General features: G+C 32.8%; 9 protein-coding genes, 1 pseudogene and 1 other annotated feature. Of the genes and pseudogenes, 1 reads left to right on the top strand and 9 read right to left on the bottom strand.

The features are described 5' to 3' along the window. The first annotated feature begins 29 nt into the window (after positions 1-29). Positions 30-587 (top strand): helix-turn-helix domain-containing protein, encoded by a 558-nt coding sequence (locus tag AB3K27_RS05975; RefSeq protein WP_368490326.1) that lies wholly within the window; start codon positions 30-32, stop codon positions 585-587. Positions 588-844: 257 nt separating this feature from the next. Here AB3K27_RS05975 and AB3K27_RS05970 read toward each other — a convergent pair whose 3' ends face one another. The 9 genes and pseudogenes from AB3K27_RS05970 to AB3K27_RS05930 form a co-directional block, all read right to left on the bottom strand. Then, positions 845-1120: a transposase gene (locus AB3K27_RS05970; RefSeq protein ID WP_368490324.1), complete on the bottom strand. Its 276-nt coding sequence runs from the start codon at positions 1118-1120 to the stop codon at positions 845-847. A gap of 64 nt (positions 1121-1184) precedes the next feature. Further along, positions 1185-2318: pseudogene (locus tag AB3K27_RS05965) on the bottom strand (ABC transporter transmembrane domain-containing protein); the annotation flags it as partial. Positions 2319-2473: 155 nt separating this feature from the next. Beyond that, a complete protein-coding gene (locus AB3K27_RS05960) occupies positions 2474-3397 on the bottom strand; it encodes a helix-turn-helix domain-containing protein (RefSeq protein WP_368490323.1) in 924 nt (307 codons plus the stop codon). Positions 3398-3442: 45 nt separating this feature from the next. Then, positions 3443-3808 (bottom strand): hypothetical protein, encoded by a 366-nt coding sequence (locus tag AB3K27_RS05955; RefSeq protein ID WP_368490322.1) that lies wholly within the window; start codon positions 3806-3808, stop codon positions 3443-3445. A 387-nt stretch (positions 3809-4195) separates the two neighbouring features. Beyond that, on the bottom strand, positions 4196-7444 hold the full coding sequence (locus tag AB3K27_RS05950) for a cell wall-binding repeat-containing protein (RefSeq protein WP_368490321.1): 3249 nt from the start codon (positions 7442-7444) through the stop codon (positions 4196-4198). Positions 7445-7897: 453 nt separating this feature from the next. Continuing rightward, entirely contained in the window at positions 7898-8269 is a 372-nt protein-coding gene (locus tag AB3K27_RS05945) for a metal-dependent transcriptional regulator (RefSeq protein ID WP_368490320.1), read from the bottom strand. 178 nt (positions 8270-8447) lie between these two features. After that, complete coding sequence (ilvB, locus tag AB3K27_RS05940; RefSeq protein WP_368490319.1) at positions 8448-10109, bottom strand: biosynthetic-type acetolactate synthase large subunit; 1662 nt, start codon at positions 10107-10109, stop codon at positions 8448-8450. Between the two features lie 55 nt (positions 10110-10164). Beyond that, complete coding sequence (gene ilvC / locus AB3K27_RS05935; protein WP_368490318.1) at positions 10165-11166, bottom strand: ketol-acid reductoisomerase; 1002 nt, start codon at positions 11164-11166, stop codon at positions 10165-10167. 101 nt (positions 11167-11267) lie between these two features. Next, positions 11268-11468: a binding site (T-box leader), on the bottom strand. Positions 11469-11661: 193 nt separating this feature from the next. Then, positions 11662-13050 (bottom strand): amino acid permease, encoded by a 1389-nt coding sequence (locus AB3K27_RS05930; RefSeq protein ID WP_368490317.1) that lies wholly within the window; start codon positions 13048-13050, stop codon positions 11662-11664. Positions 13051-13500 lie beyond the last annotated feature (450 nt).

Raw genomic sequence — 13500 nt, 5'->3', positions numbered from 1 at the left:
TAGATGAGGCAGTGATATCCATCAAAAAAATGAAATTGCCAGATTCTATTGATTTATATAAACTTATGAAAAAACTATGTGTACAGGATCACTGCTTTATCCTGAGGGCCAGAAATGAAATAAAACATATTTTTTCACAACCTTATCCAGTAAAGGAAGAACTCTGCCGCACATATCATCAAATAAAAGTGATTGAACTATTACTTTTTTTGAGCAGTAACAATATTTCAGAACAAAATCAAGAAAGACCCTATTATTCAAGAAAACAAGTAACCATTACAAGACAAATAAGAGACCATTTAATTACACATATGAATAAACGCATTACAATTGAAGAAATATCAAAAAAATATGGAATTGGCGTAACCACATTGAAAAGTTGCTTCAAAGGCATTTATGGAACAACAATCCGAAATTATATGCACCATTACAGAATCAAAACCGCCGCATTTATGCTGCAAAACTCATATGACAGCATTGCGGTGATATCAGGAAAGGTTGGATATGAAAATCAAAGCAAATTTGCAGCCGCATTTAAGAAAATGACCAGTATGTCTCCTTCGGAATATCGAAAATTCAAAGATTGAGCTTGAAGTTAGACAAGCTACAAGTAGTATATTGAGCTGCCTAAGCTTATGATTTATTTTTATTGCACCATAACGTTCCTTACTATCTCTATAAATATCTAGAATAGAGGATTTAATCTGTTCATTTTGAATACTTCGTGTACTCTGGCTGCACCTGGAATTTTTATAAAAAGAACTTCTTGGTACATTAAAAACCTCACACATTAACTTAATACTATAATTATTTTTGTTATCTTTAATAAACTTGTATAATACATTTAATTTTTCTTTGCAAATATGGCCATAGCTTTTTTTAATATCTCATTTTCTTCCTCCAACCTGGCCATTTTTTTCATCAATACCTGATAATCAGCTGTCGTAATAGTTTTGTTATTATCTATCTGTATAGGTGTTGATTTTTTAACCCATGATTTTATTGTTGATTTAGATGCGCCATATTCGCTGTTTAACTCACTTAAAGATTTACCTGATTTATAAAGTTCTACTACTGTATTTTTAAAATCTTCTGTATATCTTTTGGATTTATTTGACATCTTTATAGACACTCCTTTTCTTTTATTCTATATTGTTCGAATTTTTGTGTCTACATTTTTATACTAGCACCAGTTTTGCTAAGGTACTTTTCCCGGAACCGGATTTACCAACCAATGCAACAGTATTATTGGGATGAATAATAAAAGATATATTGGAAATAACATCTTTTTCATCATATCCAAAGGTTACATTCTTATATTCAATGGTATAATCTTTACCAATAAATTCATTACCTGTATGTTTTAAAGGTTCACTCTCCAAAACCCCTTCTATCGCCATAATTTTGTAATTTATCTGAGGCATTGTTGGTAAAAATCCTAATGCCCTCAAAAGCGGAATTCCTATACTTAAAGATAAACATAAAATTAAGATTAAATCAGGCAATATAGAATGACCTCTTAACACAAGCCATGAGCCTAATGGTAATGTTAAAATAATAGTACAAGGCAGAAGACTATTATAAATAGCCATCCACGGCCAACAAGCCTTATACCAACCCAAAGTCAAATTCCTATAGTTTTTTACATCTCTTTCAAAGCGTTCATAGGATTGTCCTGCTTTATTAAAGACTTTAATAACTTCCATACCATTAATGTACTCAATAATGGTATTATTCATAATTTGACCAGCTTGATAATAGGATCCCATTTTTTTCATTCCAATAGAATACATAGTCTTCATAGCAATAACACTGAAAGGTACAGATGCCAAAGACAGAAAGGCTAATTTCCAATCCACAATGAACATCATAATATAAATCACAACAGGAACCATAAGATTTGCAATTCCCTCCGGTAATGTATGGGCTAACAAAATCTCCAAACCGTCTACATCATCTACAAACAGTTTTTTCAGAAGCTCAGTTCCTTTTTCTTGAATTACACCCAAAGGTAAGCTTTCCAACTTTTCCTGCAGTAAAACTCTTAAACGGTATAGTGTTCCATAAGCCGCTTTATGTGATATAGATAGTCCCCATCCATAAAATAGCGCTTGTAAAATTAAAAGTATTAAAATCATAAACACCCGAACACTTACATAAAAAACACTCAGCTTTTCTCCACTAACAAGAGGAGCAATAATCTGATATGCCATAAAGAAAGGAAACACACCGGATATAACACTGAATAAAACAAGAATCGTTGCCTGAATCATTCCTTTTTTATGAGGTCCTGCATACTGAAAAACCTTATCAAACATTCATTTCACCTCCAAATATTTTTACCTATTAAAAAATATGCTTTTTAAATTCTTAACCCGTTTAGTTAGTTTTGTCTAACTTTTACAGTATAAATGATAAACCCTATAAAAATCTTTTTCTACCAATTTTCATTTTTATTTTATCAATTTTCATTTTATTTTTTTCTATACTCTTTAGGAAGTAGCCCAAACTGTTTTTTAAAGGCGTAAGAAAAATGACTCATATTGGTATACCCCAATAAAGTGGCTATTTCTCCAATATTTTTATTCGTTGTGTCTAATAAATAAGCAGCATATTCTAGTCTTTGGTTTATTCCATAAGTATATACTGGTACACCAAATATCATTCGAAATCCTTGGGACAACTTAGATGTATTAATATTAACCAGTTTTGTCAATTCATTTACAGTAGGTAAATTGGTTAAATTATTGTCTATAATATTTTTTGCTTTATTTATAGCATCAACGTCTTCTGAAGTTAACTTAATGGAATAATAACATTCCCTATTCTTTTCTATTATATTGGATAAATAAACTGCTATTAATTCATAAAGCTTACCCTCTAAATACATGCTTGCTAATCCTTTGTTTTTAGGAATTTCTCTTAGAGAATATAAAATTCTATTTATATGGTGATTTGCAGAAAATTTCAAACCTTTATTTATGTGATAAATCACGTTTTTAAATTCTCTTTCATCTAAATATTGCATTATAATTTCCATAAAAATGGATTCAGGTATTTTTATACTTATAAATTCATAGTTTTTTTCTTTCTCATAATATCCAACTTCTAATTCTCCTTTACTCCGATATAAATACATATCCCCTTCTTCTATTTCATTTCTATCCTTTTCACGTTCCCAACACATTTCTCCCTTTACACAAAAACATAAATTGACAAAATAGAGACTAGAATTTTCTCTTACTAATGTTTCTCTATTATAATTCATTTTCCAATCAGTAATTGTAATACCTTGCTTTATTCTCCATTGTAATACTAAACCTTTTCCTATTTCAGCAGGAAAACTCACTTTCACATGTTCCCTATTTAAAGATAAAATAGTATTATATAATTTCATTAAATTAGAGTTTTGTCTCAATCCACCTTACTCCTTTCTCTTCCATTACTCCTTTTTATAAGAAATTATCATGTTTCTCTGTATCTTTTTAGAAATTAACCCCACCTCTTTTAATTCTTCTGATATATCTCTCAATTCTGATCTTTCCCAAATCATACTTGTTTCAAACTCCTTTAAGACTTTACCATTATTATATATTCTATAATAAAACTTCCAATTATCAATTCCATCATTTTTCCCTTTATGAACTCTTTGTGCATATATTTCCAACTGCTTATTTCCATCTTGAATTACATGAAACATCCTCCCTCTATCATCCATTAAAGATGAGTAATCCAATATTTCTATTAAAATATATGCATTATCGTCTACATAAAAATCATCTAATTTATTTCTTAAAATAGTATTCATATTCTCACCCCCTATTACTATCAAAATATAACAACCCTACCCTATAATTTTTATCCAGTTCAGAAATGCAAACAAATACCTTCTTCTTTAATTCTCCATCATATAAATAAACTCCAGACACTGTTTCTTCCTTTAAGTAAACACTACTTAGTTTTCTATACAAAATTTAAGTACATTTTCATAAATAGACATAAAGAACCTTTATCAAATTAATGGAGATTTTGTTTATTTTTTTGAATACAATTAGTCTATACCAAACAATACAACGGCTTTAATGTTTATTTCAAAGCCGTTGTTTAAAAAATCATTATTCACCGCTAAGAAAGCGTTTTTTGTTGTTATTAAAGAAGTATCTTAGATTTATATTTTTCATATAAAATGCTAGCTCTATTCTGCACTTTCAAAAAGCCTATCTGTAATTCCAATTTCCGGCCCATCAGATACACCATCTATAGTTACATTTGCTATACAACTTTCAATAATACTTCCCTCAGCCCGTCCAGCCACTGTTCCTGGAGTAACAGTATCATTGATAGTGGCATTAACTTCACAACCAGAAATTATAAATACACTCTCCATATTGTACTTGTTCATGTACAAGCCTGTACCAACAAGTCCACCAGTATGTGTAGCATCTTTGCCATTTATAGCTACAGTAACTTTGCAATTAGAAATTTTAGCTGGATTTTCTTTATCAAATGTTCCGGAAAATCCGCAAAGTCCACCTACACCATGAGCTGATTCTCCAGCATTGATAGTCACCTTTGCATTACAATTTATAATACTTTCCATATTTTCAAGGCAGCCACCTACACCACCAAGACCCATGGCATTACTTCCTTTTGAGTTTACTGTACCTTCAGCCGAGCAACCATCAATTGTTCCTCCAAAAGATCCTCCTACGATGATACCACCGCATTCTGCATTGTCAGGTAAAATATATCTGCCATTTTCAAATACATTGTCACCTAATATATTTATTGTTGCAGCAGAAGTACAATTTTTAATGGCTCCGCCTTCATTGCCGCCTAAAATACCACCAATGCAGTTATAACCGCTTATGTTATTGTCTCCAGATAATATAAGGTTTTCAACTGTACCTTGGTTATAACCCACCACAGCACCAACTGCCATTGTACCTTCAGCTTTTACATTTTCCATTTTAAGATTTTTTACTACAGAAGAACTTGTGGAAACGCCTATTAAACCTACTCCTACAGAATCTTTTCTATTGGTAGTCAAATTAGAAATAATATGATTGTCTCCATCAAAGCTGCCAGTAAATGCATTTGCAAAATATCCTGAATCATCCTCAGCCTGTGAATTAAATGTACCAATAGATTCCCAATTTTCATAACTTGATAAATCTATATCTGCTGTTAGTATATAATGCTTGTCTAAATATTTTCTTACATTATTTAGCTGACTAGCAGTAGCAATTTGATATGGATCAGCTTCTGTACCACTTCCCCCTGCAAATAATGAAGGTTCTGTTGTTTCTGACTTCCCAATCTGTGGTACATTTGCATTTCCATTAACGGTCATGGTACTTGTGCAGTTTTCCACTGTAGAATTATAGGCATATCCTGTGATGCTTCCCACTGACTCAGAACCACCAACAATGGTACCTGCAGTTGTACAATTTTTAATGGCAAAAGAAGAAGGAATTGCCTGAGTGTCACTCTCTTTACTACCTCCTACTAGCCCTCCGACGCAAGTTGTATTATCTGATGTGCTGATAGTAGTGCTGGCTGAACAGTTTATTATCATAGTAGGTGTATCCTGACCATAAGTTCCTGTGAAGCCAATAAGTCCACCAACAAGACGATCATTTTGACCTGAAGATGTAATAATTACATTATTAACATGACAATTTGTAATTTGGACTCCCGCATATATTCCTCCAGATAATCCACCTAAAGCATTACAATTATCACCTTCTGCAGTAACTGAACCCCCTGTTGACGTACAGTCAATTAGAGAACTGCCTTCCATTCCACCAACTAGAACTCCTGCCCAACCACCATCACTACCTAAAACTATGATATCTGCTATAGCATTACAACCCTTTATACACTCAAAACTGGTGCCTACAATACCGCCCACACCCTGTGAACCTTGAATTTTATTATTGCCAGTCAGAGTTATATTTTCTACAGTGCAGCCCTTATATTGAAGACCAATTACGCCGCCGACCAAATAGAATCCAGTCACATCTGCATTTTGCACCTTCAAATTACAAATAGAACTTGGTTTTTCCCCAGTTCCAACAGTGCATCCAAACAAACCCGATGCAAAACTTTCAGAACGATTTACTTTTAAATTGGAAATAGTATGTCCTCTACCGTCAAAGGTACCACTAAAGGCCACAGCAGGATCTGGTGTTTCTGCATCCTCTTCTTTGTCAGATAGAGGTTTGAAAGTACCAATAGGTTCCCAATTTGCATAGCTGGATAAATCAATATCTGCTGTAAGAATAAAGTTTTTGTTTAAATAACTTCGCACTTTATTGAGCTGTGCTGCAGTGGCAATTTTATATGGAGAAGATACAGTACCATTTCCTCCTGCAAATGGATTACTGCTAGAAGAGCCTCCACCTCCACCACCGCCAGAACTTCCTGAATTCCCTTGATTATCATTATCATTAGAGGAGTTTACATTAACCAAAGTAGTTACTATATTTTCAGATACAAGTTGAGTCCCACCTATTGCTATTACTTTGCTGCTTTTATCAACTTTGGATTTTATTATACTAACTGTATCCTTATTCATAGTACCGCTTACTAATATTATAGGATTACAATCTTTAGATGCCAGAGCTGAAACGGATAATGCATCTGCAAATTGATCCACTCCGTTATACTGGGCAGATGCCAGATATATACTGCCAAAATTTATATCATCTTTAAATTTATCAAGTATTTTTTGGTTGCTTTCATATCTGTCCTTCCCGTATATTCTTTCGGTATTTTTAAATATGCTTTCTATGTCTTTTGATACCAAGGATTCTCCCCCTATTATATAGGCCTTTTCTACACTGTTATTTTTTGAATACTCTGATACATCTTCCTTTCTATCTGCTAATAAAATAGGCATGCCCTTGTTGGCGGCTATATAACTTATGGAGAGTGCATCTGATGGGGCCTTTCCTGAAACCAACACTATTGAAGAACTTTTTCCAACTTTATCGGCAATCATTTCTGAAGTGTCGTATCTTGTAGCTCCCCCCAGTCTTGTTATATCACTGGCCTTAGGTGCTGCAGCTTTTATTTCAGATATTACCTTGTCTGATATAACTCCACTTCCGCCTATGACTGTCACTTTGTCAGGATTTAGCCTTGATAATTCTTCCTTTATACTTTCACTTAAACCTGATTTACTGGTAAGTAAAATTGGTGCATTATACTTTTTTGCAAGAGGTGCAGCGCAAAGTGCATCTGGAAAATTTTTCCCATTGCATATTACTACACTAGAAGCACTTTCCCAGCCATTTTTGCTTATAAGTGATGAAGTCTCATATCTATCTTTTCCAAAAATTCTTTTCTGGTTCAAAGAATATGAAGATTCTGCAAGAACAGTGGTTGAAAATAACATTACCACACCCACTATTAATCCTAAGATTTTTCTTAATCTCAAATAGATTCCCCCTTAATATTTTATTTGAATACAATTTGTCAATATGAAATTTTCATTCAAAACCATACTTGTTTTTGAATGAAAATGCATATCGAATGTTACTCATTATCATTTACCTTCATAACTTACCAAATCTTGATTTAATGGTTAAATGTTTTCTTAAAATATTGAGAAAAACATATATTAGAGTGAGCCTAAAAGGAATTTGATATTTGGGCACATTAAATACAATAATGGTATTAGTTAGATATGACTAACTAATACCATTATATAAAAAATTATTTTTTATTACTACTCTGTTTAGACTTTTTTTAATCCAAATAGTCTTTAAATTTTTTATTGACGATAAATGTTAAAATTTATGTAAAATCGCATAAGGGAAATTACCATCTTTGGGAAAAGGGTTAGGACAGGTACTGAGCCTTATGGTCTCCTGCCAGTCCCCACTGAAAATCACCTGTTCATCTTACCTGCTGCTTTTTTTATAGCTTCGAAACTTTCCTCACTGATTACATGTTCAATCCTACATGCATCCTCTACCGCTTTTTTTTCATCCACTCCTAGTTTAACTAACAACTTCGAAATAATAGTATGACGTTCATACATTTTAGCAGCTATTTCAAATCCTTCTGAAGTGAGTTCAATATATCCTTCATCATCCATAACTATGTAATTATTCTGCCTCAAATTTTTCATAGCCACACTTATGCTGGGCTTTGAAAAGCCTAATTCTCTTACAATATCAATTGACCTCACAGTATCATTTCGTTTACTTAACACCAATATAGTTTCCAAATAATTTTCTGCTGATTCTTGAACTTTCATCCAATCACTTCCTAGCACTTAATCTCTTTTAATTAATTATAACTAATTCTTTAAAATATTCCAATTGAAAATACAACAATAGAGTAGTTTAAAAATAACCAAAATAAAAAGGAAATCAGCATAGCATTACACTATACAAATTTCCTCAAAAATATTTTCTTAATTTAGCCTTGCGTTTTTATTCTATAAATTCTGATATGGCTGCACCTGGTGGAACCATAGGATGTACCTTTACCTTAGTATCAATGACACATTCTATAATAACAGGTTCATTTAAACTTAAAGCTTCTTTCAGACATTCCTCTACTTCACTGTTAGATTGTATCTTAAACGTCTTTATTCCATAAGCCGCCCCCAGCTTCATAAAGTCTACTTCTGGACCAAATTCTGTCTGTGAAAATCTTCTATCATAAAACATATCCTGCCACTGGTGAACCATACCTAGAGCATGATTATTTAAAAGCAATTGAACTATTGGTAATCTGTACCTGGATATAGTAACCAGCTCAGTGGAATTCATTTTAAAACTTCCATCTCCTGCTACATTTATTACTTTCTTATTAGGATTACCCATAAATGCGCCTATGGAAGCTCCAAGTCCGTATCCCATGGTTCCAAGTCCACCGGATGATATAAAAGTTCTAGGTTTTAAGAACGTAAAGTATTGTGCAGCCCACATCTGGTGCTGTCCTACTTCTGTGGTCACTATACAATCTCCTTTGGTAAGACTATATAGTGTTTCCATTATAAACTTAGGACTTAATTCACACCTATCTTTAAAAGGATCTCTTTGACTTTGTTTCCAATGTCTTATTTCGTTCATCCATGTAGTATGATTCAATTTATCTAATTTTTTATTCAACTTTTGAAGTATATCTTTTATATCTCCAGTTACAGGCATATTCACATTCACAATCTTTCCGAATTCCTTTGGATCTATATCTATATGAATAATCTTTGCCTTTGGTGCAAAAGATGAAACTTTACTTGTAACTCTATCACTAAAACGAGCTCCCACAGCTATAAGTAAATCACAATTACTTACAGCACGATTAGAACATGGCGTACCGTGCATACCTACCATACCCATATAGTACTCACTATCTCCTGGAAAAGCTCCTATTCCCATAAGAGAACAGGTAATAGGTGAATCTATTTTTTGGATAAACTCCATAAGCTCTTCTTGTGCTCCAGCTATTATTGTTCCTCCACCAGAATATACTACAGGCCTCTCACTACTGTTTATCATATCTGCCACTTTATTTAAATCATTTTCATAGGATTTTTGTTGTAAATTGACTTCTAAAGGTAACTTTTCCTGTACTTCATAATCAATTTCTGCTGTCTGCATATCTTTAGGTATATCTACCACTACAGGTCCTGGTCTTCCACTAGCTGCTACCTTAAAAGCTTCTCTTACTATAGTTGGTAAATTCTCTGGTTTATCTACAATATAATTTTTCTTAGTTATAGAATCTGTAATACTTTTAGTATTTACTTCCTGAAAAGAATTTTTTCCTAAAAGATTTAAAGGTACCTGTCCGGTAAATACCACTATGGGAATAGAATCTGCATAAGCTGTGGCAATTCCTGTTATGGTATTAGTTGTTCCTGGACCAGAAGTTACAATTGCTACCCCAACCTTTCCCGTTGATCTTGCATATCCATCTGCTGCATGAGTAGCCCCTTGCTCATGGGCAGTCAATATATGCTTTATTTCTTTTGTACTATATAATGCATCATAAATAGGTATCACGGTTCCTCCTGGATAACCAAATATGGTATCCACACCTTGTTCTATCATACATTTTAATAGTACTTCAGCTCCTTTCATCTTCATAATAATATCCCCCTTTAATTTATATATCTCTTTATATATCTTTGCCAATCTATAATTATTTACTATTTATCCAGGACATCATAGATCTAAGTTTTTTCCCCACTACTTCAATAGGATGGTTCTGTTCTTTTTTTCTCTTTGCAATAAATGAAGGTCTTCCTGTCTGGTTTTCCAATATCCAGTTCTTAGCAAAAGTACCGTCTTGAATTTCTCCCAATACCTTTTTCATTTCCTTTCTTGTATCCTCTGTTATTATTCTCTTGCCTATGCTGTAATCTCCATATTCAGCAGTATCACTTATGGAGTATCTCATATAGCTTAATCCGCCTTCATTCATTAAATCTACAATTAATTTCATCTCATGCATGCACTCAAAATATGCATTTTCAGGTGCATATCCTGCTTCAACCAGAGTTTCAAATCCTGCTTTTATAAGCTCGGATACTCCTCCACAAAGTACTACCTGTTCTCCAAATAAATCTGTTTCTGTCTCATCTTTAAATGTAGTTTCAAGTACTCCTCCCCTTGTGCCGCCAATTCCTTTGGCATAAGCCAGTGCATAATCCTTAGCTTTTCCACTATAGTCCTGATATACTGCATACAGGCATGGAACTCCCTTTCCTTCTGTATACTCTCTTCTTACAATATGTCCCGGTCCTTTAGGTGCAACCATAATTACATCCACATTTTCTGGAGGGGTTATCTGATTGAAATGTATGTTGAATCCATGGGCAAACATAAGTACTTTTCCCTCTGTCAAATTATCTTTAACACTGTCAATATATAAACCCTTTTGCTTTTCATCTGGAATCAGTATCATAACTAAATCTGCTTTTTTTACAGCACCTGCAGCTTCCACCACTTCAAAACCATCTTCTTCTGCCCTTCTCCAGGACTTGCTGCCTTTATATAAGCCAACTACCACATTAATTCCACTGTCTTTTAGGTTTTGTGCGTGAGCGTGACCTTGGCTTCCATAGCCTAAAACTGCCACTGTTTTATCCCTCAATAAATCCAAATTACTATCTTCATCATAATAAATTTTTAAGCTTTCCATTACCATTTCCCCCTACATCGTTATTTATCTTATATTCACGTTAAATTTATTTACTTTTTTAATCTAAAAATATGCATATAAAAAGACCAAACTTTCTCCCTGTATGGGGCGAGAAGTTTGGTCCGCGGTACCACCCAATTTTTTTACTTAACTTAATTAACGGCTTTGCCGGCAAAACTTACTATAAGTTCAGTTTAACAACTCCAGGGTGATTTTCAATAGTATATAATTTGTGGGCTTTCACCTATTCCCACTCTCTTTAAAATATTTTACTACTTACTCTTCCCTATCATAGTTTTTATATTTTAATACCATATTATAGAAATTTCTATTTATTTAGAGTTAATTAATATTTAGTATATGTGACGATAATAATACCTTATGTTTCAAATGTCAATACTTTTTTTAATTTTACCACTAAAATTTTTTATCCAGCTATTTTTTATTATTATGTTAAGTATTATACTGTTTAGTTATTAAATTAATGTTACCTTTTTATTCTTCATTAACAGTACTATGTTTATATCCATACACAAAGTAAAGTATTAGACCCAAAATAAGCCATACTAAAAATCTCATTAAAGTTATCCCTTGAAGATTTACTATTAAAAAGATACAAGCTGCCATAGAAATAATAGGAGTAACAGGTGAAAATGGCACTTTAAAAGATCTAGGCCTGTCTGGTTCCCTCTTTCTCAAAACTATAACTGATGCAGATACTATAACAAAAGCTGCCAGTGTACCTATATTAGTAAGCTCTGAAACCACTGCAATTGGAGTAAATCCAGCTATAACAATAGTTACAGCTCCAACAAGTAATGTACTTCTTAAAGGTGTATGAAATTTTGAATCAACGTGACCAAATACCTTCGGAAGAAGTCCATCTCTTGCCATCGCAAACATTACACGAGTTTGTCCAAACATCATAACAAGTAAAACTGAAGTCAAACCACAAATTGCACCTACTGCTACCAAAGCAGAACCCCAGGTTATTCCCACTTGCTGAAGTGCAAAAGCTACAGGAGCTGCTGTTTCTTTAAACTTCAAATATGGAACCATACCTGTCAAAATCGCTGATACTACAATATATAATACTGTACAAATAATTAGAGATGCTATAATGCCTCTTGGTAAATCCTTTTGAGGATTTTTTACTTCTTCTGCTGCTGTGGAAACGGCATCAAATCCTATATAAGCAAAGAATATTATAGATGCCCCTGAAAAAACACCTTTCCAGCCATAAGGCATAAATGGATGCCAATTTGCAGGATTTACATGACCTACACCTAAGATTATAAATAGAATTATTACTGCCAATTTAATTCCAACAATTACATTATTGGCTGTAGCACTTTCCTTTACTCCAACTATCAGTATACCTGTTATAACTACAAGTATTAAAGCTGCAGGTAAATTTATTATTCCGCCTTCAAAAGGCGCTTTTGTAATAGCCTTTGGAAGTTCTATACCTAAGTCCAAGAGAATATTAGTAAAATAACCGCTCCATCCAATTGCCACTGTACCAACAGCAAAAGCATATTCAAGAATTAAATCCCAGCCTATAATCCATGCCCAAAATTCTCCTAATGCAGCATAACCATAGGTATATGCACTTCCTGCTACAGGCACCATAGCCGCAACTTCTGCATAACATAGTGCTGCAAAACCACAAGCAAGTCCTGCTAGTATAAAGGAAATTACAAGTGCAGGGCCAGAATAATTAGCTGCTGCCAGTCCAGTTAATACAAATATACCTGTACCTATAATTGCACCTATACCTAACATGGTAAGTTCAAAGGAACCCAGTACTTTTTGCAAGGACTCTTTTCCACTGGCCTCTTCTAAAAGACTTTCAATGGGTTTCGTCCTAAAAATGTTTTTCATACATTATTGCCTCCTTAAAAATAAATATAAAATAATATTACTTTTACATAATGAATACCCTAATTATAATACCACCATTTTTCATACAATTCAATACGATTTCAAGAATTTTTGCCATCTTTTTTAATATTTTTACCCTTACACTAATTCAATAATTTAATTCGTTAAATTACTATAAAATTAATTAATTGAAATTATTTACTGAAATTTTAATATAAAACATTCATTTAAATATATAAAAATTATAAAATTTATAAAATAATATCTGAATACATTTTATATAGGAAGAGTAATTGTGAAATTATCTTTTATCAGATTATTCAGTATATTAAAATATATGCAATGTTTTACATCATATAATATATCTATAATATGATATATTCTTTTTACTGTCTTTTTATTTCACTTTTATCACATATAACAAAATATGAATTAAAAAAATTATTATGA

The sequence above is a fragment of the Clostridium sp. BJN0013 genome (assembly GCF_040939125.1).
Classification (GTDB): Bacteria; Bacillota; Clostridia; order Clostridiales; family Clostridiaceae; genus Clostridium_B.
The sequence above is the reverse complement of the archived record's forward strand: the minus strand, read 5'-3'. Positions and strand labels throughout refer to the sequence as shown.